This is a genomic window from Corynebacterium sp. UMB9976 (genome assembly GCF_030212265.1).
Lineage (GTDB): Bacteria > Actinomycetota > Actinomycetes > Mycobacteriales > Mycobacteriaceae > Corynebacterium.
Genome location: NZ_JASODY010000020.1, coordinates 1 through 24,756 on the forward strand (window position 1 = coordinate 1; position 24,756 = coordinate 24,756).

Consider the following 24,756-nt stretch of genomic DNA (forward strand, 5'->3'; position numbering starts at 1 on the left):
ACCGGGTGGAAACAAGCCATCAACCAACTAGCCGTGGCTTACCCCGACCGATTCGCGGACTACTTGTAAACCAAGCCTCCGCACACAAACAATCGGACACTCTCCCGCGCTGGTGAAGTCCGACGGCACGGTGGAGCTACTAGGAAGTTCCCCTGTTGATTTAACAGCTTTTGTTGAAGCTGGGGACTGGGTAACCACTCAATAAAACTGACCGCCAACCAATATGTCTCATACTCACCTCCGTTACCACCAAGGCGTGGAACACACCCAACACCCCACGGAGGAGACAAACCACATGTCGGATGAAAACACCACCCCCGCAGACCTCGCACAGCAGGCCGCTGACAAGGCGCAGCAAGCCCAGCACGACACCGAGCAGGGCAACTACACCCAAGCCGGTGAACACCTAGGCGAGGCGCAGGCCAACGAGGCGGACGAAGCCGTAGACCTTGACGCGCTACGTAAGCAGCTCGCCCGATACGAAGCGGAAAACCGCAAGTTGAAGAACGAGAACGGCGACCGCCGAGTGAAGGCGAAGCAGGCGGAAGAACAGGCAGCGACGTTGAAGAAACTCGCGCAGGTACTCGGTTTTGAACCGTCCGACGAAGACCCGGAGGAACAAATCAAGCAGGCCAGGCAGGCAGCGCAGGCACGAGAAGCCGAGCGTGACAAGCTCCAGGCCGAACTCGACCGAATGCGCGAGGACAACACCCTACGCAAGCTGGCGAAGGAAAACGGGGCAGACCCCGACATGCTTGTGCCGTATCTCCGTGGTGTAGGTGATCTCCCGAAGTGGGGCAGCGACGAGTGGGACAGTAAGGCTGGCGAACTCGTCACCAACACGCTCAACTCATTCCCACAGTTCAAGGCGGGTGGGGTAGCACCCCGCACCAGCGGAACCCCAGCCCCACGAACAACAACGATGGCCGAATCCTCACCGCCGATGACCTCAACCGCCTGTACGCACAGGGCAAGTTTGAGGAAATCAACAAGGCAGTGGAGGAAGGCCGTATCAGCCGCTAACAGTTTCCACTAGGAGGAACACACTATGGCAACTCCACAGTCCCACAAGAACTGGGATCCGGTAATTGGCCCCGTTGTCGCGTCCGCGCTCATGCAGCCGCTCAAGGAGACCTGGGCATTCGCGCAGGAAGGCGTGACGAACCGCGACTTCGAAGGTGAAATCAAGGGCAAGGGTGACGAGGTTGTTGTCTCCAACCTTGGCCGTCCCACCATCCGTAAGCACGACGAGTCCGAAGACATGATTGTTGAAGATGTCGAGTTCGGAGAGCGTAAGTTCAAGACCGACCAGGGCGACTACTTCAACTTCAAGATTCCGCTGGTATCTTCCGTCCAGTCCGGCCTGGATGTGAAGCCGGAGGCTGTGCAAGAGGCTGCGGAGGGCATGGCCGAGCAGGTAGATACCTACATCGGCAAACTCATGAAGGACGGCGTTCGTAAGCAGAACCAGGTGGGCAAGCTTCCGTTGGATATTGATTCCAAGGATTCTTTCTCCGTGCTAGTGAAGTTGCGTAAGAAGTTGAACGCTACCCACGTTCCGAAGACTGACCGTTTCGTGATGGTTGGCCCCGAGATGGATGGAAGCGGCGCTGCTGCACGACGAGCGCCTGGACAAGGCAGTGAACAACAGCAATCTCTTGAACGGTGAGATTGGTCGCCTGCTCGGGTTCCGCATCATTTCCGCGCCGACGGTGCCGACGGTGGCGGGCCGTGAGGTGGTCATTGCGGGCCACCCGATGGCTACCCCGTTCGGCTACCAGATCACGGAGGTGGAGGAATCGTCCATGCTGCCGTTCCGTTTCACCCGTGCGATTACGGGCCTCCAGGTGTACGGCGGTTCCGTGATCCGCCCGGAGGCGCTGGCGACGGCTGAACATGATGTGGTGGAGCCGACCACGGCGGGTGCTACCGAGTAGACGCTAGCCCGTAGCAGACAGCGAAGGGGGTCAGGGTGTGTGCCTTGGCCCCCTTTACCCATACCTGGATGAAGGGCACACCATGAATAATCCGTATCAGGAAGAACTATTTAACCGTCTCTGTGACCATGAGAACGCGGGTGTGAACGTGAACTGACCCGGCTTATCAACTGGGCTACATCCGCTGTGTTGAAGTACACAGCTGTGCGGGCGTTCACTAAGACGATGATTGAGAAGTGGGTCAGAGTTAAGGCAGCAGGGTGTGTTCGATGCCGTCTAGGATCACATCGATGACGAGGTCGTAGTATTCCTCGGACATCGCTTCTTCTTCATCAGGGTGTGAGAGAGGCTCCAGGTAAGAGTTGACAATACTGGTCAGTCCAACAGATTGAGCCATCATAGGCTCAAGCCTGACAAGCATTTCGTGCAGGTTGTGGCGAGGCTGGATTTGATTGGATGCGCGCAGGTTTCTCGCTCCGATCGTGTGGATGATCGAGTTCGCGATAATTGTGTAGGCCACAGGCGAATTGTCACCAAACCCAGCTTCTTGTAGTTTGGCCCAGGCTCCATCGATCATCGGCAAAAACTGTTCGGTGAACTTGCCCCGCGCGAACCTGTCGGTAATCCCCGGATATGCTAACAATGCGGGGCGTAGATTGTGAGCCATAGCTCGAAACCAGGCTTTCCATTCAAGGTCCGGGTCGGGAACTTCAATCCCGACACATACCCGGTCTACAACAGCATCACAAATGGCTTCCTTGTTTGGAAAATAATGATAAATCACTGAGGGAACCACGCCCAGTTCACGGGCAATGTCCCGTACTGACCATCCCTCAACGCCACTGATCGCGCTTAACTGTACAGCTTGTTTGACAATCAGCTCGCGTGATAGCCCAGCCCTTCGCCCCGTTAGCACAGTGTTCATAAGGTGACCCTAACTTATTCCTTGACCCTTACTAGAACACCATTCTACAATATCCCTAAGTGAAACAGTGTTCTAGTAATGGAGTGTAGTGATGCCCGACCCTCGTAGTAATAAGCCGACACAGAGCTCTATTGATCCAGCAGCGCAAGCGAACCTGGTAGTGGGAATCGTTTTTCTCGCCTTTATGGGGCAAATGATTCTCAATCCGATCATCGCGCCACTGTCACGACAGATGGGATTGCGGGAATGGCATATTGGCGCCACTATCTCTTTGGCAGCGATTGTACTAGCGAGCTTGAGTGCTTATTGGGGGCGAGCTTCCCAACGTGTCGGCGCTAAGCGTGTACTCGCTGCTGGGCTTGTGATCGCGATCATCGCTTTGAGCGCCTTCGGTATTGTCTCCTACCTGGGGATGAACCAGGTAGTTGGCGGTGTCGGACTAGTTTTTGGTGTTGTGATCACTCGTGGTTTGCTCTATGGTGGAGGGATTTCAGCGATCGCCCCGACCGCGCAAGCCCACCTGGTCACGCATGCTGCCAGCGAGAACGGGCGGGTAAAAGCACTGGGCATGATTGGAGCGGCTCAAGGGATGGCCTCCATTGTTGGAGGTGTTACTGGAGGTGTGTTAGCCGCTGCTGGTGGCCTGCTCTTGCCCTTGGTGGTCATGCCCGTTGTGATGGTGATTGGTCTGGTTGTTCTCTTGGTGAGTTTCGCACCTCAAAGCCGAGGGCAACTTTTTGCAAAGCCTCAACGGATTCGCTTCACTGATCCGCGTGTAGCTCCCTGGCTAGCAACTGGTCTGGTGATGTTTCTTGTGTTTTCTTCTGTTGCTACGATTTTTGGATTCACTGTCCAAGACCGCTTCGCCCTGTCGGCAACTGCGACCGCAGGTATTTCCGCGATTTACCTGACCATCATGGGCGTGACCATGATCATTGCCCAAGCGGTGATTGCTCCAAAGACAGGGTGGGGAGCAGCGAAGCTTTTACGTACTGGTCTGGCCATTACACTAGTTGCAACTGTGCTCATTTGGCCTACCTCCTCGCACGCTTTACTGGTTGTCGGGTGTATCGTGCTGGGGGTAGGTATGGGACTGGCGATGCCCGGGTACAACACTGGCCCAACCTTGAAGATGAGTGCAGATGAGCAAGGCGCAGTGGCTGGCATCATCAACGCTAATAATGGGTTGGCGTACGCGATTGCCCCGCTGGCTTCGACCGCCCTTTACGGGTGGAACCCGCTGGCACCCTTCGCCGTCTGTATCGCCTTGATTGCAGTGGTCGTCATCTACGCCCACACCGTACCCGCACTACGCCAATAACTATGAGCGTGCCTGAAGTAGCCGTTCCATCACGTTATCCGCAGGAGTCGGCCCCGAGTAGTCCACCAGCGAGTTGTCTTTGACGACATCGAAAATCTCGTACCAGAGCGTATTCGCGTGCTTGCTAAACGACTGAGACATGGCCACGAATGGGGACGCGATAGCTGTTAGGACCACGGATTTAGTAACGCTGTGGTGAGTATCCAGTAATGTCCTGCGCCACCGGGTAGTGGATACCTTCCTTTTCTACGGCGTTGCGGACATTGCCCAGGTCGTGCTCGAAAGCGTACTCAGGGGAATGGACGCCGACGACGGTGAGGCCGGAATCTCGATAAGTGTCGTAAAGCTTCGTGATGTGCTCCCCCGCACGCTGACAGTTGATGCAGGCGTACGCCCAGAAATCAACGAGCATGACACCACCGTCCTGCGGGCTCGGCGGCTGGTCGGCGTTGATCCAGTTCGTCAGCCCCGCGAATTCCGGTGCCGGGCCACAATCCTGCAGCTGCGCGGGGTCGGCGCGGCGGCACGACTGCAGTGAACCGCTCCCAGTTGGTCCGACCTTGTTGAGAGCGTCATTGGCCAAGTCCGAATTCTCAAAACGGTTCGACAGCGACGACGTCCAATTCGGCAGCGCACGCTGGATCGCCGCCGGCGCGTCGAGAGCAAACGCCGCAGTGAAGACCAGGATGAGCACGCCGATGGCCTTACGGTGGCGCCGCACCGCGTCTACCTTGTCACCGATCTTGTTGCTCGCCAGGGCGAACACTAACAGCGGCAGCGCGGGCCCAATCGCGAACGCAACAGTGAGCACCACCGTGTTCCAGCCGATATGCCCAGTCGGGCCCGCCACCGTCACCGCTGCAAGCACCGGGCCCGCGCACGGAACGTACACCGCGCCAAGGGCCAGACCGATGAGAAAACCTCCCTTGCCGCGCGTTTTCTCCTGCAATGCCGTGGGGCGCGGAAGCGCGTCAAAGGGCTTCTGCAACACCTCCCCCACCGGCGGGAAAATCATTCCCAGCCCCACCCATGCCAGCAACACCACTCCCGCCCAGCGCAATACTGACTGTGGCAAATGCAGCGCACTAAGCAGAATCGTACCCAGCAGCGCGATCGCGGCGAAGCTCACGACCAAACCTGTCACCACGTGCGACGGTTTACGCCCGACGCTGACACCCAGCACCACCGGCAACACCGGCAAAATGCACGGCGACAATGCCGTGATCAGACCTCCGATGAATCCGACAAGAATCACGCTGATCATGAGTTTCCTCTACTTTCCGGTTGCCTTTCCTACACCCAGCACTACGGAGTGAGCACCCGCACCGGATTGGTCCAATCCGCATCAGCCCCCCGGCTCCGTAGTACTCAGTGACGGGCCAGAAACACTGCGCCTGCGAACCGAAAAAGTGAAGGAGACACTATGTCTATCAACCGCGCAATCGCCAGCGCCAGCGCCATCGTCATCGCCGCCACCGGCCTCGTCGCATGCAACGACTCCGAGGAGAATATGGAGGACAAGATGGACGGCTCCATGACCCCGTCCTCCGATGCCATGATGAGCGAAGATTCCATGGCACCGTCTTCCGAGGCGATGATGAGCGATTCCATGGCACCGTCCTCCGATGCCATGATGAGCGAAGACAAAATGATGGAAGAATCCAAGTAACACATCACCCAGGTGTTAGATTTAGAATCCGTGGATCCGGACCGTCTCTTAGAAAGCGTGCGCGCGGGCGATAAAGTCGCCTTCGCCGAGCTTTACGACGTTCTGGCCCCACAGGTTCTAGGTCTGACCACCCACATCTTGCGTGACCGGGCCCAAGCAGAAGAGGTCACCCAAGAAGTCTTCGTGGAGGTATGGCAGAGCGCCCACACCTTCGACCCACACCGCGGCAGCGCCAAGTCATGGGTACTGCGGCTCGCCAAATCGCGCGCCATCGATCGGCTGCGGAGCTGGCGCAGCTCCCAAGCCCGCGACACCGACGATTTCAACAGTCAACTGACCACGTGGGTCGCTGCCGCTGAGGACGAAGCTCAACAGCAACTAGAGTCTGAGGAGCTACAAGAACTCATTGATTCAATCGGAGAGCCCCATCGAAGTGCGCTCATGCTCGCGTATTTTGGGGAACTCACCCACCAAGAAATCGCCGATGCCACTGGCGTCGCTCTCGGAACAGCCAACACCCGGGTACGCGACGGGTTGCAAAAGCTTCGCAAGGCCGTGTCGTTGAAAGGAGGCCTGTGATGGATAAAGATATCGAGGACCTCTTCAATTCCGCGGCCACGCCGGTCACCCCGCCACCGGAGCTCAAACGCTCAATCATGGAGCGTATCGACGCCACCGACCAGGTCGCTGACTTCGACACCGCGCGGAAGAACCGCTCCGGGCGACGTCTCGCAACCGCCGCAGCAGCCGCCGTTGTGCTCATCGCCGGTGGCGGGTTCGCGGTCACCCAATTCACTGTCGACGAGTCACGCGAATCCGTGACAGCCCAGGGCGTCGACGAAATGCACGCAGTCATGGAGGCCGACGACGCCCGTCAAGGTCAGGCCGACGCGATGGGCGCGAGCCTCGACATCGTGATCAGCTCTGACATGGGCAAGGGCGGCGCCATGGTCAACGGCCAGCCAGCTCTCGACGACGGCATGGGGGCACAAGTGTGGGCAGTCATGGACGACGGAGCAATGGAATCCGCCGGCGTCATCGGCCAAGAACCCCACGACGACGTGTGGATGCCGCTGCCCGGTGGAACTGCTTCAGCCCTCGTCACCGAGGAAGTCGCCGCCGGCGCGGCGCAACCCACCGGTGCGGTGCTAGCCAAGGTGACGCTCTAGTCCCAGTTCCGTCCCTTGGCGCGCTTCAGCGCCGAGCACCGGACGAGAGCGAAGTTCACAGCACAATCCAGCCGACCAGGGCCGCGCCGATGACGACCGCCCAGGGCGGGACCTTCCACGAGGTGGGCGCGGCGTAGCAGACCACGGTGATGGACAGAGTGATCACGCCGGAAACCCCGGCGGTGAACACCGGGGTGTACAGCGCTGCACCGAGAATGCCGACCACCGCGGCATTCGCTCCAGCCAGGGCCGCACCTGCGCGTGGTGTCTGGCACCGAGGAAGGACGCGAACGTGAACAGCGGGCCTGGCATCGCCTGCGTTGCGCCGTAGCCGGCGAGGACGGTGTCTGCCCTCGCTCTCCACGCTGCTGTTGGGCGCGTGACTGCCTAGCCCCTTTACGCTCGACTTCACCGCGTGCTACGGCTGCCTTGATGCGCGCGAACATCCGGCCTCCGTCAGTACTGAGGTCCGCATCACCATTCGCGGTAAAAAGCTTCAACCCGTGCTGTTCCGCTCTGTCGATCCACCCTTCGAGCTGCGCGGGCTGCCGCGTTAGACGATCCAAGTCCCAGCAGATAATCGCGTCTAGCTCGCCTCACTGAAGACTAGCCACCATCGCGTCGTAATCGGGACGTTCCACGTCTTTCTTAGAGGCCGAGATCGACTAATCCACATAGGTGTACACGACCATCCAGCCACGCTGCTTTGCAATGGCTTCACAGTCTTCGCGCTGACGCTCGATGGCAAGACCGTCCATTGCAGCATCGAGCGAGATGCGAAGGTAAATGGCAGCACGTGTTGTCATACGACTAACACTGGCGCGCCTTAAGTTACATTGAACTTGAACTCGACGACGTCGCCGTCGACCATGACGTACTCCTTACCCTCCTGACGGACCTTGCCTGCCGCGCGGGCCTCGGCCATAGAGCCCAGCTCATCGAGGTCCTCAAAGCTGACGATCTCAGCCTTAATGAAACCGCGCTCGAAATCGGAGTGGATCACGCCAGCGGCCTTCGGTGCGGTATCGCCCTGGTGGATCGTCCAGGCGCGGGCCTCCTTCGGGCCGGCGGTCAGGTAGGTCTGCAGGCCGAGGGTCTCAAAGCCAGCCTTGGCCAGGGTCTGCAGGCCCGGCTCGTTCTGGCCGACAGCGGCGAGCAGCTCTGCGGCGTCCTCCTCGTCAAGCTCCAGCAGGTCGGTCTCACTCTGGGCGTCCAGGAAGACGGCCTCGGCCGGGGCGACCAGCTTGCGCAGCTCGTCCTTCTTCGCGTCATCCGTGAGGACATCCTCGTCGGAGTTGAACACGTAGAGGAAAGGCTTGGCGGTCATCAGGTGCAGCTCGCGGAGCAGATCCAGGTCAACCTCGCCGCTCTTCGAGGCGGCGAAGAGGGTGCGATCGTCCTCGAGGACTGCCTGGGCCTTCTTGACCTCCTCGACGGTGTCGGCGACGTCCTTGTCCTTGCGCGCTTCCTTCTCCAGGCGCGGCAGGGCCTTCTCCAGGGTCTGCAGGTCGGCGAGGATCAGCTCGGTGTTGATGACCGAGATGTCGCTGGCAGGGTCGACGCGACCGTCAACGTGGATGACGTTGTCGTCGGTAAAGGCGCGCACCACCTGGCAGATCGCGTCGGCCTCGCGGATGTTGGCCAGGAAGGCGTTACCCATGCCCTCGCCCTCGGATGCGCCCTTCACGATGCCGGCGATGTCTACGAAGGTGACGGTGGCCGGGAGGATGCGCTCAGAGCCGTAGATCTCCGCCAGGCGATCCAGACGCGAGTCCGGCAGCTCCACCAGCCCCTCGTTCGGCTCGATCGTGGCGAAGGGGTAGTTCGCCGCCAGTACGTCATTGCGGGTCAGCGCGTTAAAAAGGGTGGACTTGCCGACGTTCGGCAGGCCAACAATTCCAAGGGTGAGAGACACTCAACAAGTCCTTACAGATGCGATCGAATAGTGCCTTCTAGCTTGCCTGAAGTACTCCCCTTGGTTCAAACGCGCCACCCTACCCAATGTTGATCGAGAAAGTACGTCAAAAATCACTTGGAATTCGCTGTGTGTTGCTAATATTCCCTTTTCAAGAGCGTGAGGTAGATCACCGGACCCGCCGGTGGCCTCCCGCTACTATCTTTTCGATAGGACGCACCACATCATGAGCTCCACAACGCCCGGTGGCTCCACAACCTCACCCGGAGCATTCACCGACGACTCGCGCCCTCAGACCCGCGAGACCTTCAACACCCGCCTGGTATTCCTCATGGCGGCGATTGGCTCGGCCGTGGGCCTGGGCAATATTTGGCGTTTCCCCTACGTCGCCTACGATTCCGGCGGCGGCGCCTTCCTCATCCCCTACCTGATCGCCCTGCTGACGGCGGGTGTCCCGCTGCTGTGGTTCTTCTTCAGCATCGGCCACCGTTTCCGCGCCTCGGCACCGCTGGCTTACCGGCGCATGGACCGCCGCGCGGAGCCGATCGGCTGGCTGCAGGTGGGCGTGGCTTTCTTCATCACCATCTACTACGCCGCCATCATCGGCTGGTCAGGCCTCTACGCATGGAAGTCGCTCTCGCTGAGCTGGGGCACGGACACCGAGTCCTACTTCTTCAACGACTTCCTGCACCTGGACGCCGAGTCCACCCACTCGGGTAAGTTCGTTATCCCCATTCTGCTGATTATGGTCGCAGTGTGGGTGATCACCACCATCGTGCTGGCGGCAGATGTCAACAAGGGTATCGGTAAGCTCACCACCATCTTCGTGCCCCTGCTGATCGTCCTGTTCCTTCTCATGGTCGTTCGCGCTCTGTTCCTGGACGGCGCGCTCGACGGCCTGAACGCCTTCTTCACCCCGGACTGGGGCGCACTGACTGACTCGGGCGTGTGGATCGCGGCCTACGGCCAGATCTTCTTCTCCCTGTCTATCGGCTTCGGAATCATGACCACCTACGCGTCCTACCTGAAGCCACGCACCAACCTGACGAACACCGGTATGGTGACCGCCTTCGCGAACTCCTCCTTCGAGCTGCTGGCTGGTATCGGTGTCTTCGCGGCGCTGGGCTTCATGGCTCACCAGACGCAGACCAACGTCTCTGAGGTTGTCAGCGGCGGCATCGGCCTGGCCTTCGTTGCTTTCCCGACGATCATCAACGAAATGCCTTTCGGTGAGGTCTTCGGCATCCTGTTCTTCGTCTCCCTGTTTATCGCCGGCCTGACCTCTCTGATTTCCCTGATGGAGGTCGTGGTCTCCGCGGTCAAGGACAAGTTCAACCTGGAGCGCAAGACCACCGCGATCATCATCGGCGCGGTCATGGGCACCATCTCCACCCTGCTGTTCTCGGCGACCACCGGTCTGATCGCCCTGGACATCATGGACAAGTGGACGAACAACATCGGCATCATCTTCTGCGCCTCGCTGGCCCTGATCCTCACCGCTTGGGTGTTCAAGCGCCGCGTGGAGTTGACTCAGCACCTCAACGCTGTGTCCTCCGTGAAGGTTGGTCCGATCTGGCAGTTCTTCGCATTCGTCCTGACCCCGATCGTCCTGCTGTACACGATGATCTCTGAGATTATCGGCCTGATTAAGGAGCCTTACGAGGGCTACGCCACCAGTCAGATCACCACCTATGGCTGGTTGGTGCTGACGATCATCGCGATCGCCGCGATCATCATGACGATCGTTCCATTCCGCCAAGGAATCCACCTCGATGGGGTCCCGGGCTCGGACTACGGAGTGCCGAGCTTCGGCCGCAAGAAGAACGAGCCAAATACCCTGGCCGCCGCGGCACAGAGCCCAGCTACCACTACCGCTGAGTCCAACCCCACCAAGAAGGGAGACAACTAACATGACCGCAATCGCGCTGATCATGATGGTGCTTTTCATCCTTGTCATCTGGGGCGGCCTCGTCGGATCCGTCATCATGCTGACCAACAGCACCGATGAGGAATCGGGCGAGCTGGGGACCGCCCCAGGTTCCCACGACGAGGCTCTCGCCGCCGTTCGGGTGTCCTAGCACCGCTCCCACGTTAAAGCTAACCCCACCGGCAAATCCATGATTTGCGGTGGGGTTAAGCATTGTTTTGGCGCACCTTTCAGGCATGATGGACACATGAATTCTTCCAAAGACCCGCGCAATAGCGGCCGCGGCAAGGGCGATCACACCCCCGACCACGACAGCGAGCGCGACTTCGCCGACTTCCTCGCCGGATCCCGGCGCGCTGATCACGAATCCACACTGCCCCTGCCCGAAGAGCAGGGTCGCAGCCGTCGCAGCTCGGACACCACGTCCACGCAGAACGAGGACAGCGACGCTCAGGGCGTCAACGTCGACGGAGCTGCCCCCGCTATCCCGGAGGGCATGTCGGATAACGAGAGCGATGACAAGGAGCACTCCGGCGGCAAGAATAAGCTCGCCGAGAAGCTGAGCGAAAAGTCTCGCGAATTTCATAAGAAGCACCCCCACCTCCACGACGGCTCGTTGGATAAGTACACCAGCCTCGACGAGGCCGAGGACCTCAACCCCGAAGTGCGGGATCGTGCCGAGGTGCTGGGCACCTCCGTGCGCTGGTTCGCGGGCTGGTGCCTGCGCCTGCTGATCATCGCACTGGCCGCCTACGTGGCCTCCAAGGCCTTCGGCAAACTGTGGGTGGGCATCCTGCCGGTTCTGCTGGCGCTGATCGTCTGTACCGTGCTGTGGCCGGTCGTCCGCGTGCTGCGTGAGAAGCTACGCTTCCCGAACGCACTCGCGGTGGCCACGACGATCATCGGCTTCTTCGTGGTGATCGCCGGCCTGTTCGCGCTGATCATCCCACCTGCCGTGGATCAGTCCCGAGAACTCGCCACCCAGGCCAATGCCGGTATCCGCACGATTCAGCGCTGGCTGCAGGGCCCGCCGGTCAATCTCCAGGAGAGCCAGTTCAACGATGCCTTGAATCAGGCGACGAACTGGCTGCAGAACCAGTCTGGACGCATCGCCTCTGAGGTCGCCGCGGGCGCGTCCGCCACCCTGTCTGCCCTGATGACGCTGTTCATCATGCTGGTGCTGACCTTCTTCTTCCTCAAGGACGGCGAGAAATTCTTGCCGATGATCCGCCGCATCACGGGTCGCCGCGTCGGTTGGCACCTCACCGAGGCGCTGACTCGTTGCTGGCAGACTCTCGGCGGGTTCATCCGCACCCAGGCACTGGTCTCCTTGATCGACGCCGTGTTCATCGGCGGTGGCCTCTTCCTGATGGGTGTTCCGCTGGCGGGTCCGCTGGCGGTGCTGACCTTCTTCGCGGGCTTCATTCCGATCGTCGGTGCCACCGTCGCCGGTGTCCTCTCGGTCCTGATCGCCCTGGTGGGCGTGGGCTTCAAGACTGCGATCTTCACCCTGATCCTGGTGCTGGCTGTCCAGCAGCTGGAGGGCAACGTGCTCTCGCCGTGGCTGCAGGCCAAGGCGATGAACCTCCACCCGGTGATCGTGCTGCTGGCAGTGACGCTGGGTGGCACGCTCTTCGGCATTATCGGCGCGTTCCTGGCGGTTCCGGCAGCTGCGATGATCGCCGTCGTCCTGCGCTACATGGGCGACCTGACGGATCTCGCGACGGGCGAGAAATCCATGGAGGATATCGAGTTCGCCACCACCGCGGGATCTCTGTCCGGTGCGCAGTCCCAGCGCAAGGCGGAGCAGTGGCTGGCGGGCCAGCGGGGCGCGATGAAGGTCACTAAGGAAAAGCTGACCTTCAGCAACCTGCTCAACCCGCTTCGCAAGGGCGATAAGTAACATCAATGGCCGTGTCTGATACCTCCCCGCATAACGCAAGTTCCCGCTTCCCCGTCTGGTCGCCCCTGCTAGTGATGACCGCGGTGTTGCTGACTGGGCTTGTCATCGGCTGGGGCAGCACGACGCTGCCGACGGGGTATTTCGTGCTCTTCGCCGCCGCCATGGTGGTCTGCACCCTGTTCGTGGAGCCGCGTGGCCTGTTCCTCACGGTGGCCTCGTTCCCCCTCTGGTTTGTCGTGGGGACGTTCATCGTGGCCCGCATCGCAGCCCCTTCCGGTGGTTCGGCCAAGGCGAAGTTGGCGACGTCGGCCTACCCGATCGTCCAGCATTACCTGTGGCTCGCTGTCACGATGCTGATCTGCGTGCTGCTCGCTGCGGTGCGGTGGTGGCTGTACCGGGAGAGCGTCGACCGTGCGCGGGCCAGGGCCACGCAGCGCCGTCGCCGCCAGTCCGACGCCAACCGCTCCAACGAGGAGCTTTCCCAGCGCGCTCGTTCTCGTGCCGCGCACCGGCGTTCGGCTACCAGCGGGAAGAATGTGCCCTTCGACCCGGCGCGATTCCAGCAGCGCCGTACTGAGGGCGCTCGTAGCTATAGCCGTGAGGATCTGCGGGCCTCCTCAGAGCGCCGCCGCGGTGTCCCGGGCCGGGCTGATGAACGCTCGGCGCAGTGTTACCCCTCTTCCGAGTCCTCATCCCGGTACTCGACTGGCTACTCCTCCCCCACCGAGGGCGTATCGCGCTCTGGGCGGTCGGAGTACGGCAGCCGCCGCAGCCCCCTGCCACGAAGCCGACACACCGGCGCCGGGCGGGAGTCCACTGAGGACCGCGACTACTAGCTCCGCGCAGGGCAAGCCAGCTGATCTAGCTTTCGGCTTGAGCCTCTCAAAAAGCACAACCCGCCACGACCATGGTCGTGGCGGGTTTTCACATCACGCCGGGGTGGGATCTCTCCCCTCCCCAGCCTCAACGTTCGGTGACTAAGCCTTCCGGCCGGCGGTGCGGGACGGGCGCAGCTCGCGCGGCAGGGAGAAGATCAGGTCCTCCGTGGCGGTGGTGACCTCCTCAACCTCGGCATAGCCACGCTCGGCGAGCAGCTCGAGAACACCGCGGACGAGGATCTCCGGCACGGAGGCGCCCGAGGTCACGCCGACGTTCTCAACGCCCTCGAACCACTCCGGCTTGACCTGGTTGGCGTAGTCGACGAGGTGGGCGTCCTTCGCCCCGTTCTGCAGCGCGACCTCGACGAGGCGCACCGAGTTGGAGGAGTTCTGGGAGCCAACCACGATCATCAGGTCGACCTTCGGCGCGATGGCCTTCACAGCGACCTGGCGGTTCTGCGTGGCGTAGCAGATGTCATCGGACGGCGGATCCTGGATGTGCGGGAACTTTTCCCGCAGCATCTTCACAGTGCGCATCGTCTCGTCGACGGAGAGGGTGGTCTGGGAGAGCCAGACGAGCTTCTCGTCATCCGCGAACTCGAGCTTGTCGACGTCCTCCTGGTCCTCGACGAGGTGGACGACGTCCGGCGCCTCGCCCGCGGTGCCTTCGACCTCCTCGTGGCCGTGGTGGCCGATGAGGATGATCTGGTAGCCCTGCTTCGCGAAGCGGGTGACCTCGTGGTGCACCTTGGTGACCAGCGGGCAGGTCGCGTCGAAGGTTTTCAGCTCCAGCTGGCGGGCCTGGTCGCGGACGGCTGGGGACACACCGTGGGCGGAGAAGACGACGTTGGAGCCGCGGGGCACCTCGTCGGCTTCATCGACGAAGATCACGCCGCGTTCCTCGAAGGTCTTGACGACGTGCTTGTTGTGCACGATCTCCTTGCGGACGTAGAGCGGCTCGCCATGCTTTTCGAGCGCCTTTTCTACGGTCTCAACGGCACGATCCACGCCGGCGCAGTAGCCGCGCGGTGCAGCGAGGTAAACCTTCTTCTTCCCCGCGGTGCCCGATGGGGTGGCCGCGGTGGTGTCGTCGTTTTGTCGGGTGTCGGTGGTACCAGGCAAAGTCATGCCCCCACCTTAGCCCAGCTGCCAAATCATGGGCTTTTCCGCGGTTCCGCCGCGGCCGTTGGGGCGGACGTCGAACCGTGTTCGCCGGTAAGCAAGCGCGCATTGTCTGCGAGGCCTCCCGGGCTTGTCTGCAGCGATCTCTACAATGACTCGCATGAACGCGAACTCACCGGAGCAGCCGTGGCCCGTGTCCATGGTCAACCAGAAGATCAAGGGGTGGATCGAGCGCCTCGGCTTCTTGTGGGTGGAGGGCCAGATCACGCAGGTCAACATGAAGCCGACGTGGAAGCTGTCCTACATCACCCTGCGTGATGTGGAAAAGGACCTCTCCATTCCGCTGACCATGAACACCCGCACCCTGCAGAACCTGCCGACCCCGTTGCGTGATGGCGACCGGGTGGTGGTCTACGGCAAACCCGCTTTCTACGCGGGCCGGGGCTCCTTCTCGCTGTGGGTGACCCAGGTGCGTCAGGTTGGCGTGGGCGAGCTACTGGCACGCATCGAGCAGTTGAAGCGGGCGCTGAGCGCCGAGGGGCTCTTCGACCCGCGTTTGAAGACCGCTCCCCCATTCCTGCCGAAGAAGATCGGCCTGATCACCGGGCGGGGTTCTGCCGCGGAGCGGGACGTACTGAGTGTCGCCCAGCAGCGGTGGCCGGCCGTGCGCTTCGAGGTGATCAACACCGCGGTACAGGGGCCGAATACGGTGCCCGAGGTGGTCGCTGCACTGCAGCGACTCGAGGCCGACGAAGACGTGGACGTCATCATCGTCGCCCGTGGCGGTGGCTCGGTGGAGGACCTGCTGCCATTTTCCGAGGAAGCGCTGGTCCGCGCGGTGGCACGGATGCGCACCCCGGTGGTCTCGGCGATCGGACACGAGCCGGATAATCCCGTGCTCGACCTGGTCGCCGATGTGCGGGCCGCAACCCCCACCGACGCAGCGAAAAAGGTGGTTCCGGATGTGCTCGGCGAGCAGCAGGCGATCGCGGAACTGCGCCAACGGGCCGTGGGTGCCCTGCGCAGTTGGGTGCGCTCGGAGCGCCGACAGCTTGAGGGGGTCCGCTCCCGGCCAGTGCTGGCTGACCCGCTGCTCCCCCTGCGCAGGCAACGGGAGATCATCGAGGAGGCAGTGGGCCGAAAGGACCGCGCGCTCGGATTGCTCGTTCGCGACATGCGTTCCCGCATCACCTCGCTGCGCGCCCAGGTCAACGCGTTGGGGCCATCCCAGACTCTGGCCCGCGGCTACTCCATCATGCAGGTCATCCCCCGGGATGGGTCGGGCCCTGCCGTGGTCACCACGGTGGCGGATGTCGCCCCCGGCTCGCAGTTGCGCATCCGAGTGGCGGATGGTTCCGTGACCGCCGCGGCGATGGCGGTGGAGCGAGCCCCCGGCTCAGAAGCTTCAGATACGACGCGAGCTAACACACCGACAAACACCGAAGAAGAATAGTTTTAAGGATCAGTGAAGGAGCAGCCATGAGTGAACAGCAGAAGTTTCGCCCAATCGACGAACTAAATTATGAGCAGGCCCGCGACGAGCTGGTAGAGGTCGTTCGCATCCTCGAGCTCGGCCAGATGAGCCTCGACGAGTCGCTGAATTACTGGGAGCGAGGCGAGGAGCTAGCAGCGTACTGCGAGAAGTACCTGGATGGGGCAAGCACGCGCATCGAAAAAGCCCTGGCCGCGCGGGAAAACGCAGGCCAGGGCGGCTCGCCTCAGGGGAATGCGGGCCAGGGCTCTTCGGGGCAGGGCGACGCCGGTCAACAGACCGGCGGGCCGAGCAGCTCTTAATCCCTACCGGGCGTCGCCGGCTGCCCCACCAGCAACTCCGGAGTCTGCCGCACCGCTGCTTGCGGGTGCTCCCCCGGTGGACTGGGATTCAGCCGAGACCTCCAGCGGCTCGGTCTTCGCCGTGATCTCCGCGGCGGTTGCCATGTCCTCGTGGCTGGCCATCCCCTCCAAAATCAAGCGCGTCTCACCCGCGTCCGCGACCCAGATAGGGCGGGCGTCCTCCCCCTTGTAGACGTGCCAGGTCAGTCCGCCGGCTTCCTCGGTCCCCGCAGCCTCGCGGAAGTGCTGATCCGGCTGGGTTGCGGTCTTAAAGTCCGCAGAGGTCTGGCGCAGCGAGATGTACCGCTCCCCGTCGATGACCCAGCCCACCAGCGGCGCAGGTTCTGCCCCGACCTGGGATCGGCGGGCGGAGTTCGGCACCCAACCCTCTGGCATCTTGGGCTCCCGCAGCGGGAAGCTCATGCCCCGTGCCTCCAGGGTGAGGAAGGAGTGGGCGTCCACCTCACGGACCGGACCGGACTTGTCCGGCCCGCCCGGGTTGAAGGAACACAGGCCGGTAAAGCCCACCGTGAAGAACGTCACGAGGAGGAGGACACCGAGGGTCAGCAGGATGTCCTTCGTGGACTGAAACAGACGGGGCTTTTCGATACGCACGCCGGTCATTATCCCAAAAGCAGGCGGAATTGGTAATTCCCACCCGCACTCGCAATCACGGGCGCTGCCCGAGTTAGGGCAGTCCCCACGTCGCTGCCAACCTCTGTGTGCGGAGGGATATAAAATGAGGGCCGTACAGGGCTGCACTCTGCCGGAACTACAAAAACGTGGCGGAGTCGAACAGCACGCTCAGCCCGCACGACCCAATCGAGTGAAAGAGTTGGTTTAACACCATGTCCGCCGATAATTCCAGCGCCACCCCGCAGTCGACCAAGCAGGCCCCCGATCGCAACCTCGCCATGGAGCTCGTGCGCGTGACTGAGGCTGCCGCGCTCGCGTCCGGAAAGTGGGTCGGCCGCGGCCAGAAGGAGTCCGGCGACGGCGCCGCTGTGGACGCGATGCGCATGATGATCAACTCCGTCGCGATGGACGGCGTCGTCGTCATCGGTGAGGGTGAGAAGGACGAAGCACCGATGCTGTTCAACGGCGAGTCCGTCGGCACTGGCAAGGGCCCGGCGGTGGACATCGCCGTCGACCCGGTGGACGGCACCACCCTGATGGCAGAGGGTCGCCCGAACGCGATCTCCGTTATCGCGGCGGCGGAGCGCGGCAGCATGTACGACCCATCCGCGGTGTTCTACATGAAGAAGATCGCCGTCGGCCCGGAGGCTAAGGGTCTGATCGAGCTGGACGCGCCGGCTTCCCACAACATCCAGGTCGTCGCGAAGGCCAAGGGCATCGCCCCTGAGGAGGTCACCGTCGTGGTTCTGGACCGCCCGCGCCACCACGACCTGATCCGTGAGATCCGCGAAGCCGGCGCGAAGGTGCGCCTGATCGGTGACGGCGACGTCGCCGGCGCGGTCGCTGCCGCCCAGGACTCCTCCACCAACTCGGTGGACATCATGATGGGTATCGGTGGCACCCCGGAGGGTGTCATCACCGCCGCCGCCATGAAGTGCATGGGTGGTGAGATCCTGGGGCAGCTGTGGCCCAAGGACGACGCTGAGCGTGAGAAGGCTATCGACGCCGGCCACGACCTGTCCAAGATCCTCACCACCGACGACCTGGTGAACTCCGAGCACTGCTACTTCGTCGCCACCGGCGTGACCGACGGCGACATGCTGCGCGGCGTGTCTTACCGCAACCGCTCCGCGGTGACCCGTTCCCTGGTCATGCGCTCGAAGTCCGGCACGATCCGCTTCCTGGAGTCCCAGCACCAGCTGGGCAAGCTGCAGGAGTACTCGGTGCTCGACTACATCTAAAGCGAACATCACGCGCTCCTCACGCGCATGGAGACTGCCCCGCGACCCGCGTGTCGCAAAGCTCGGTAGAATGTTGTGTGGCATGGGGAGCGCCCGAAGCTCCCCGCCCCAGCTGGGGCGCGCGATAATCCGAACTATTAATTCTTCAGAACAGAAGGAAGCGATTATGACCGATCAAGAGTTCCGCATCGAACACGACACGATGGGCGAGGTTAAGGTCCCGGCGAAGGCCCTGTGGCGCGCCCAGACCCAGCGCGCAGTGGAAAACTTCCCAATCTCCGGCCGCCCGCTGGAGAGCGCACAGATCCGCGCGATGGGCCTGCTGAAGGCTGCTTGCGCCAAGGTCAACATCGAGCGCGGCCTGCTCCCGGAGGAGAAGGGCCAGGCCATCGTCGACGCTGCCCTGCGCATCGCCGATAACGAGTTCGACGCCGAGTTCCCGATCGACGTCTTCCAGACCGGCTCCGGCACCTCCTCGAACATGAACACCAACGAGGTCATCGCATCCCTGGCTAAGCAGGCGGGCGTCGAGGTCCACCCGAACGACGACGTCAACATGGGCCAGTCCTCCAACGACACCTTCCCGACCGCGACCCACGTGGCTACCACCGAGGCCGCCGTCAAGGACCTCATCCCGGCCCTGGAGAAGCTTGAGGCTTCCCTGCTGAACAAGGCCAAGGAGTACAAGAACGTCGTGAAGTCCGGCCGCACCCATCTGATGGACGCGGTTCCGGTCACCCTGGGCCAGGAGTTCGGTGGCTACGCCCGCCAGATCGAGCTCGGCATCGAGCGCGTGAAGGCTACCCTGCCGCGCGTCGGCGAGCTGCCGATCGGCGGCACCGCAACCGGCACCGGCCTGAACACCCCGGCTGACTTCGGCGCGAAGGTCACCGAGGAGCTCAAGAACCTCACCGGCCTGGACGTCCTGAAGGAGGCCGAGGACCACTTCGAGGCTCAGGCTAACCGCGACGGTCTGGTCGAGATGTCCGGCGCGCTGCGCAGCGTCGCCGTCTCCTTCTACAAGATGGCCAACGACATCCGCCTGATGGGCTCCGGCCCGCTGACCGGCCTGGGCGAGCTGCACCTGCCGGACCTGCAGCCGGGCTCCTCCATCATGCCGGGCAAGGTCAACCCTGTTCTGTGTGAGACCGCAACCCAGGTCTCCGCGCAGGTCATCGGCAACGACGCCGCGATCGCTTTCGGTGGCACCCAGGGCCAGTTCGAGCTGAACGTCTTCATCCCGATGATGGCTCGCAACGTGCTCGAGTCCATCAAGCTGCTGGCGAACACCGCCACCGTCTTCGCCGAGCGCCTCGTCGACGGCCTGGAGGCCAACGAGGAGCACATGAAGCTGGAGGCCGAGAAGTCCCCGTCCATCGTGACCCCGCTGAACTCCGCGATCGGTTACGAGAACGCAGCTAAGGTCGCAAAGACCGCACTGGCTGAGGGCAAGACCATCCGCCAGACCGTCATCGACCTGGGCTTCGTCCCGGAGAAGCTCTCCGAAGAGGAGCTGGACAAGCGCCTCGACGTGCTGGCGATGGCCAACACCGACCGCGACCGCTTCTAAGAAGCACCCGCCGCGCTGAACTGGCATTAGGCCAGCTCACGCGCCGCGTCCGCCGGCCGAGCCACGGATCCCCGTGGCCCGGCCGGTTTTTTGTACCCGCCCTACGGCCCGAAGTATCGGCCATCTCACATATTTTTGCATTGCGTGCAATAGTGCACTGAGCGTAATCTTTTTTGGGTGACACAGCACCCAGCTCCCGAACCTAGGCCCGAGCACACCGGACCGCCGACCGGAAGGCGTGAGCGAAACCGGCTCCACACCACGCTCACCATCGAGGACGTGGCCACCCGCCTCTTCCTCGAGCACGGCGTGGATCAAGTGACCGTGGAGCAGATTTGCGAAGGCGCGGACATTAGCCGCCGCAGCTTCTTCAACTACTTCGAATCCAAGGCCCAGCTGCTGAGCGGCCCGTCAGCCAGCGTCGTCACCCCGGCCCTACTCGCGGAGATCACTGAATTGTCCGCCGAGAAGGACCTCCCCTTCCCGGCGCAGGTGGTGGAGCTCGTCGGCAGGGCGCATATTGAGGTCCAGAAGCGGCGGCATGCCAGTTCGATCGACCCAGCGCTCTCCCGAGAGATCGCCCGGCGCCGTGCCGTGCTTCTTCGCACATCCCCCGAGCTGCTCTACGACCGCCATCGTTCGCTCCATGAGGCTAAGGAGCGCCTCAAGAAGGCCATTATCGCCAACCTGACCGAGCACCCCGCCAATCGAAGCTTGCGGGATCTACCGCTCGAACAAGAAGCGCATCTGCTGGTCAACATGGTGACCTCCACGGTGTGGTCCGCGTTCGCCCTGGCGCACAGTTCCGATAGCGGCATCGCCGACGCCGAGGCCTTCACCGCCGCTACCCGCGCCCTCGGCACGCTCCATGCTGGTTTCGACCGGCTGAGCTTTGAGTGACCGAGCTTGCAGGCGGGGACGTCGTCCCCTCCCCAACCGACATAAACATCACAACAACGAACCCAACAGCAGGAAGAAAAGATGACAGATACCGCGTCCACCGCCCCTGGAAAGGACTACCGCAAACAAAATAACGTCCCGCTGGTTTTCGCCTCGCTGATGATCGGCATGCTCATGTCCTCGCTGGGGCAGATGATCTTCGCCACCGCACTGCCGACACTCGTCGGCGAGCTGGGCGGGGCGGACAAGATGAGCTGGGTTATCACCGCATTCTTGGTGACGATGACCATTGGCATGCCGATCTACGGCAAGCTGGGCGATCAGCTGGGACGTAAGCCGCTGTATCTGTTCGCGATTGCGGTCTTCCTGCTCGGCTCGGTGATTGGTGCGAATGCGCAGTCCATGGGGATGATGATCCTCGCCCGCGCGGTGCAAGGCGTGGGTGGTGGTGGCCTGATGGTGCTCTCGCAGGCGATCATCGCCGACGTTGTCCCGGCCCGCGAGCGCGGCAAGTACATGGGGTTGATGGGCGCGGTCTTTGGCCTATCGAGTGTGCTCGGTCCTCTGCTGGGTGGATTCTTTACCGACGGCCCAGGCTGGCGGTGGGCGCTGTGGTTCAACGTGCCGCTGGCGATCATCGCGTTCACGCTCTCGGCGTTCGCGCTCAAGCTACCGCGGCGCGGGCAGCGCGCACCTTTCGACTGGTTCGGCTCGGTGTTGTTGGCTGCCGCAACGAGCACGCTGATCCTGGCGCTGACGTGGGGTGGCCGCGATTACGGCTGGACCGATCCGGTCATCCTGGGGCTGCTGGGCAGCACCATCGTGGCCACCGCATTGTTCCTGGTGGTTGAGCCGCGGGTGGCGAACCCGGTGCTGCCGACGAAGCTCTTTGGGGTGCGCAACTTCGCGCTGACCACGATCTCCAGCATCATCGTTGGCGTGGCGATGTTCGGTGCGATGGCTTATCTGCCGACGTATATCCAGATGATTCACGGCCTGTCCCCCACGGCTGCTGGGCTCATGATGATCCCGATGATGGCAGGAATGCTGATCTCCTCGACGGCGTCGGGGCGTTATATCTCGAGCACGGGCAAGTATAAGTACTTTCCCGTTGTGGGCCTGGGGATCGCGACGGTCGCGTTGGTGATGGTGGGGCGGCTGACCCCGGATTCCTCGATGAAGTACCTCGGGCTGTGCCTCGCGGTATTTGGCGTGGGGTTGGGCTTGACGGTGCCGATCCTGACGCTGGTGGTGCAGAACACCTTCCCCATCAAGATTGTGGGTACCGCGACGGCGGCGAATAATTTCTTCCGCCAGATCGGCGGTTCGGTGGGTGCCGCGGTGGTGGGCAGCTTGTTCAGCCACCGTGCCGGCGAGTTTATGTCGCAGCGGTTGCCGGAGGCGCTGGCTGCGATGGGACCTGCGGCGGCGCCGTATGCGGAGAAGTTCGCCCATGGCGGTCAACACAGTTTGACGCCGCATGCGGTGCACGAGCTGCCGGATCCGGTGCGGGATGCTGTGGTGGGCGCGTATAACGATGCGCTGGTGCCGGTGTTGGGGTGGTTGGCGCCGGCGATGCTGGTGGCGGGGTTGGTGCTGGTCTTCATTCGGCCCCAGCGCCTCAGCGAGACGCTAGACTAAAAGCGCGTCTCAGCTGGGCGCGACATCAAACACCAGCGACTCAGCGAGACGCTATCCTAGCGAAGCGGCTCAGCTGGGCGCGACGGGGGATTATTCGCCGTTGCGGGCGGGCCCTTCCTCGAGGACGAGCTCGTAGACCTGGTTATCGCGCCAGGCGTCCTTCTTGGGTCCGTAGCTCATCTTTGCCATGGAGTGGAAGGTCCCGACGAGTTCGAATCCGCGGGACACGTGCAGCCGCACGGAACCTTCGTTCTCCGGGAAGATGTGGGAGTGGATGGACCAGCGGCCTGCCTTGGTGGCTTCGGCGATGAGGGTGTCGAGCAGCTTGCCGCCTACGCCACGCCCCTTGGCGTCGCTGGACATGTAGATGGAGTCTTCGATCACGCCGTGGAAGACTTCGCGCTGGCTGGCTGGGGAGGCCGCGATCCAGCCGAGGATCTTGCCGGTGGCTTCGTCTTCGGCGACGAAGGTCAGTTCCAGCAGGCGCGCTGCCCGGAAGTCCTCCCATTCGGGGGCTTCGGCCTCGAAGGTGGCTTCGCCGGTGTTCATGCCTTCTTGCAGGATGGCGCGCACTTCCGGGTAGTCCTCTTCGCGGAGGTTGCGGATGATGATGCTGTCTTCTGCGCGCTTCGGGCTTTCGACGTCCTGGATCTTCGGCTCGGATCCGCCCGTCGTCTCTGGAGTGTTCTTACCCACGGTCGTCATGGCACAGATTCTGCCTTAGTGCCGGCGGCCTTTCCAATTTTTCTTGCCGCTTTTCTTGCGCGCCCCTGCGCGCCCGCGGGCTCGGCGTGGGGTGGTTGTCGACGACGTCGCGTTTTTTGGTGTGCGAGCGGCTCGTTTCTGTTCCGCGCCGCTGAGTTCCCCGCGGCTGCTTCCGGCCTTTCGGCCGCGGCAGATGCCGACGAATTCCTGTATTTCCTCGGCATCCCGCTCTTTCAGCCAAACGACGGCGACGACGGTCGTGCCGGGCAGCTCTGGACCGGGCGCGGTGCCCTTCTCCTCACCGCTTACCGCCGCGCTATCGACTGCGCCTGCGTCCGGATCTTCGTCTCGCGGTGCGGGGAGCAGGAGCTCGCGGTTGACCACTCCCCTGGTTCTTAGGGCCCGCAGGAGGGGGCGGGGCGCGACGGCGATTCCGACGTTGGCTGCGACAACGCCCAGCATTTCGCGGAGTTTGAGCAGGTCGTCGATGCCGTCGGCGGGTGTGGTGTACATGAACATCTCGTCGGAGAGTTCGGCCCACTTGACCCGGTCAAGCACCTCGATCGGGTGCTCTTTGGGGGCGGCCACGCCCATTTGTTCCTCGTAGAGGGTCACGGCGTGGAATTTTTCCTTCTGTACGCCGCCTTGCCCGAGACGGACGATCGCAACGTCCGCTTCTCCGTTGTTGATGTATGTCAGCGGATCGTCTGTGGCGGCGCCAGCGCTTCGCCATCCGGGGACGCGGTCGTCGAAGCGAGCGAACCACTTGTCCGGGTTGATGCCGGGGCTGAAGACGACGCGGAGGTAGCGCGGGGCGAGCTGAGCCATGGGGCCATCCTATCGCGAGGCCCCGCGGGTACTTAAGGAATGTCAGGCCAGGTTGCCGGGAGGCGGGGTTAACGGGCACTTGGCTCTAGGATGGGTGACGGAAAAGTTGAGCATGCGCAGCGCCGCTACTGGTGGCGCGCGGACCAGAGAAATACCGGCTCGGACAGGATGTCTGAGCGATCAGGAGAGGCAATGACAGAAAAGAAGGTCTCCAAGGGGCCAAAGATGAAGCCAATGACGGCGGCGAAGAAGTTGGGAATCTACCTCCCGGCCGCCCCGGAGGAGTTTCAGAACACCCCGCTGGCCCACGAGGAATTCGTGGAGCTGCAGCAGAACCCACCTGAGTGGCTGCAGCAGCTACGCCTCGAGGGTCCCCACCCACGCCCGGAGGTGGCGCGGAAGCTGGGCATTACGATCACTGCGCTGCGCAAGAATGACCTGGATAAGCCGCTGACCACCGCTGAGATCAAGGAGCTGCTGGAGAACCAGCCGGAGTGGCTGCGCGCGGCTCGGAAGTCGCTGGCGGAAAATCGCCCAGGCGGCAAGAACTAGGTCATCCGCGGGTTAAGGGTCAAAAAGTGTGTCCGGAATCGCCGATTTTCAGGGGTTGACCTGTAGGTTTCAGGAAAGTATATG

26 protein-coding genes and 2 pseudogenes are annotated in these 24,756 nt (G+C 62.3%); 18 read left to right on the top strand and 10 right to left on the bottom strand.

The features are described from left to right. Positions 1–295: 295 nt before the first annotated feature. From QP140_RS08370 to QP140_RS08380, 3 genes are read left to right on the top strand one after another with little or no spacing between them, the layout of a single operon-like run. Positions 296–1,036, top strand: a complete 741-nt coding sequence (locus QP140_RS08370; RefSeq protein ID WP_070758585.1) for a hypothetical protein — start codon at positions 296–298, stop codon at positions 1,034–1,036. Positions 1,037–1,048: 12 nt separating this feature from the next. Next, complete coding sequence (locus QP140_RS08375) at positions 1,049–1,669, top strand: hypothetical protein (RefSeq protein WP_070758586.1); 621 nt, start codon at positions 1,049–1,051, stop codon at positions 1,667–1,669. Next, the gene (locus QP140_RS08380; protein ID WP_148813379.1) at positions 1,659–1,937 is read left to right on the top strand and encodes a hypothetical protein; all 279 of its coding nucleotides are present in this window, start codon (positions 1,659–1,661) and stop codon (positions 1,935–1,937) included. Before QP140_RS08375 ends, QP140_RS08380 begins: the two co-directional genes overlap by 11 nt. A 247-nt stretch (positions 1,938–2,184) precedes the next feature. On the opposite strand, the gene QP140_RS08385 is transcribed toward QP140_RS08380, so the two are convergent. Continuing rightward, entirely contained in the window at positions 2,185–2,862 is a 678-nt protein-coding gene (locus tag QP140_RS08385; protein WP_070462451.1) for a TetR/AcrR family transcriptional regulator, read from the bottom strand. A gap of 91 nt (positions 2,863–2,953) precedes the next feature. Here QP140_RS08385 and QP140_RS08390 point away from each other — a divergent pair, with 91 nt between their 5' ends. Then, positions 2,954–4,183: an MFS transporter gene (locus QP140_RS08390; RefSeq protein WP_070758589.1), complete on the top strand. Its 1,230-nt coding sequence runs from the start codon at positions 2,954–2,956 to the stop codon at positions 4,181–4,183. A gap of 211 nt (positions 4,184–4,394) precedes the next feature. Here QP140_RS08390 and QP140_RS08395 read toward each other — a convergent pair. Then, positions 4,395–5,447: pseudogene (locus tag QP140_RS08395) on the bottom strand (cytochrome c biogenesis protein/redoxin); the annotation flags it as partial. Between the two features lie 159 nt (positions 5,448–5,606). Between QP140_RS08395 and QP140_RS08400 the strand changes: the two are divergent. From QP140_RS08400 to QP140_RS08410, 3 genes are read left to right on the top strand one after another with little or no spacing between them, the layout of a single operon-like run. After that, a complete protein-coding gene (locus QP140_RS08400) occupies positions 5,607–5,852 on the top strand; it encodes a hypothetical protein (protein WP_284759131.1) in 246 nt (81 codons plus the stop codon). A 30-nt stretch (positions 5,853–5,882) separates the two neighbouring features. Continuing rightward, a complete protein-coding gene (locus tag QP140_RS08405; protein WP_284759132.1) occupies positions 5,883–6,431 on the top strand; it encodes a sigma-70 family RNA polymerase sigma factor in 549 nt (182 codons plus the stop codon). After that, on the top strand, positions 6,431–7,021 hold the full coding sequence (locus QP140_RS08410; RefSeq protein ID WP_284759134.1) for an anti-sigma factor: 591 nt from the start codon (positions 6,431–6,433) through the stop codon (positions 7,019–7,021). The genes QP140_RS08405 and QP140_RS08410 overlap by 1 nt, the downstream gene beginning before the upstream one ends. A 55-nt stretch (positions 7,022–7,076) precedes the next feature. Here the strand turns inward: QP140_RS08410 and QP140_RS08415 are convergent, their stop codons facing one another. From QP140_RS08415 to ychF, 4 genes and pseudogenes are all read right to left on the bottom strand, one after another. Continuing rightward, complete coding sequence (locus QP140_RS08415) at positions 7,077–7,247, bottom strand: hypothetical protein (RefSeq protein ID WP_218079174.1); 171 nt, start codon at positions 7,245–7,247, stop codon at positions 7,077–7,079. Positions 7,248–7,428: 181 nt separating this feature from the next. After that, positions 7,429–7,587: pseudogene (locus QP140_RS10440) on the bottom strand (recombinase family protein); the annotation flags it as partial. 99 nt (positions 7,588–7,686) lie between these two features. Further along, a complete protein-coding gene (locus tag QP140_RS10445; protein ID WP_257000612.1) occupies positions 7,687–7,827 on the bottom strand; it encodes a recombinase family protein in 141 nt (46 codons plus the stop codon). 20 nt (positions 7,828–7,847) lie between these two features. Next, entirely contained in the window at positions 7,848–8,936 is a 1,089-nt protein-coding gene (gene ychF, locus QP140_RS08425) for a redox-regulated ATPase YchF (protein WP_284759136.1), read from the bottom strand. A gap of 226 nt (positions 8,937–9,162) precedes the next feature. On the opposite strand from ychF, the gene QP140_RS08430 reads away from it, so the two are divergent. The 4 genes from QP140_RS08430 to QP140_RS08445 all read left to right on the top strand — a co-directional run bounded on the left by QP140_RS08430 (position 9,163) and on the right by QP140_RS08445 (position 13,602). After that, positions 9,163–10,845 carry a sodium-dependent transporter gene (locus QP140_RS08430; RefSeq protein WP_284759138.1) on the top strand — a complete coding sequence of 561 codons (1,683 nt, stop codon included), beginning with the start codon at positions 9,163–9,165 and terminating at the stop codon, positions 10,843–10,845. 1 nt (position 10,846) lies between these two features. After that, complete coding sequence (gene metS, locus QP140_RS08435; protein WP_284759139.1) at positions 10,847–11,014, top strand: methionine/alanine import NSS transporter subunit MetS; 168 nt, start codon at positions 10,847–10,849, stop codon at positions 11,012–11,014. A 96-nt stretch (positions 11,015–11,110) separates the two neighbouring features. Continuing rightward, positions 11,111–12,766, top strand: coding sequence for an AI-2E family transporter (locus QP140_RS08440; RefSeq protein WP_284759140.1), 1,656 nt, complete (start codon positions 11,111–11,113; stop codon positions 12,764–12,766). A 5-nt stretch (positions 12,767–12,771) separates the two neighbouring features. Beyond that, entirely contained in the window at positions 12,772–13,602 is an 831-nt protein-coding gene (locus tag QP140_RS08445) for a DUF6542 domain-containing protein (protein WP_284759143.1), read from the top strand. Positions 13,603–13,743: 141 nt separating this feature from the next. Here QP140_RS08445 and QP140_RS08450 read toward each other — a convergent pair whose 3' ends face one another. Beyond that, positions 13,744–14,772, bottom strand: a complete 1,029-nt coding sequence (locus tag QP140_RS08450) for a 4-hydroxy-3-methylbut-2-enyl diphosphate reductase (RefSeq protein ID WP_070758597.1) — start codon at positions 14,770–14,772, stop codon at positions 13,744–13,746. Between the two features lie 154 nt (positions 14,773–14,926). Here QP140_RS08450 and xseA point away from each other — a divergent pair, with 154 nt between their 5' ends. Both xseA and QP140_RS08460 read left to right on the top strand, forming a co-directional pair. Next, positions 14,927–16,219, top strand: coding sequence for an exodeoxyribonuclease VII large subunit (gene xseA, locus QP140_RS08455; RefSeq protein WP_070761011.1), 1,293 nt, complete (start codon positions 14,927–14,929; stop codon positions 16,217–16,219). A 26-nt stretch (positions 16,220–16,245) separates the two neighbouring features. After that, positions 16,246–16,560, top strand: a complete 315-nt coding sequence (locus QP140_RS08460) for an exodeoxyribonuclease VII small subunit (RefSeq protein ID WP_284759146.1) — start codon at positions 16,246–16,248, stop codon at positions 16,558–16,560. Positions 16,561–16,563: 3 nt separating this feature from the next. Here the strand turns inward: QP140_RS08460 and QP140_RS08465 are convergent, their stop codons facing one another. Then, positions 16,564–17,223, bottom strand: a complete 660-nt coding sequence (locus QP140_RS08465; RefSeq protein ID WP_284759148.1) for a DUF4245 domain-containing protein — start codon at positions 17,221–17,223, stop codon at positions 16,564–16,566. Between the two features lie 224 nt (positions 17,224–17,447). On the opposite strand from QP140_RS08465, the gene glpX reads away from it, so the two are divergent. From glpX to QP140_RS08485, 4 genes are all read left to right on the top strand, one after another. Then, entirely contained in the window at positions 17,448–18,476 is a 1,029-nt protein-coding gene (glpX, locus tag QP140_RS08470) for a class II fructose-bisphosphatase (protein ID WP_070758600.1), read from the top strand. A 166-nt stretch (positions 18,477–18,642) separates the two neighbouring features. Beyond that, complete coding sequence (locus QP140_RS08475; protein WP_148812584.1) at positions 18,643–20,046, top strand: class II fumarate hydratase; 1,404 nt, start codon at positions 18,643–18,645, stop codon at positions 20,044–20,046. A gap of 177 nt (positions 20,047–20,223) precedes the next feature. Further along, a complete protein-coding gene (locus QP140_RS08480; RefSeq protein ID WP_284759149.1) occupies positions 20,224–20,946 on the top strand; it encodes a TetR/AcrR family transcriptional regulator in 723 nt (240 codons plus the stop codon). Positions 20,947–21,027: 81 nt separating this feature from the next. After that, positions 21,028–22,587: an MDR family MFS transporter gene (locus tag QP140_RS08485; RefSeq protein WP_284759150.1), complete on the top strand. Its 1,560-nt coding sequence runs from the start codon at positions 21,028–21,030 to the stop codon at positions 22,585–22,587. 90 nt (positions 22,588–22,677) lie between these two features. Here QP140_RS08485 and QP140_RS08490 read toward each other — a convergent pair whose 3' ends face one another. Together QP140_RS08490 and QP140_RS08495 are read right to left on the bottom strand one after the other, a co-directional pair. Continuing rightward, positions 22,678–23,292, bottom strand: coding sequence for a GNAT family N-acetyltransferase (locus QP140_RS08490; protein ID WP_284759152.1), 615 nt, complete (start codon positions 23,290–23,292; stop codon positions 22,678–22,680). Positions 23,293–23,307: 15 nt separating this feature from the next. Further along, positions 23,308–24,120, bottom strand: a complete 813-nt coding sequence (locus QP140_RS08495) for a LysR family transcriptional regulator substrate-binding protein (protein WP_284759154.1) — start codon at positions 24,118–24,120, stop codon at positions 23,308–23,310. A 225-nt stretch (positions 24,121–24,345) separates the two neighbouring features. Here QP140_RS08495 and QP140_RS08500 point away from each other — a divergent pair, with 225 nt between their 5' ends. Next, positions 24,346–24,672 (top strand): DUF5997 family protein, encoded by a 327-nt coding sequence (locus QP140_RS08500; protein ID WP_284759156.1) that lies wholly within the window; start codon positions 24,346–24,348, stop codon positions 24,670–24,672. Positions 24,673–24,756 lie beyond the last annotated feature (84 nt).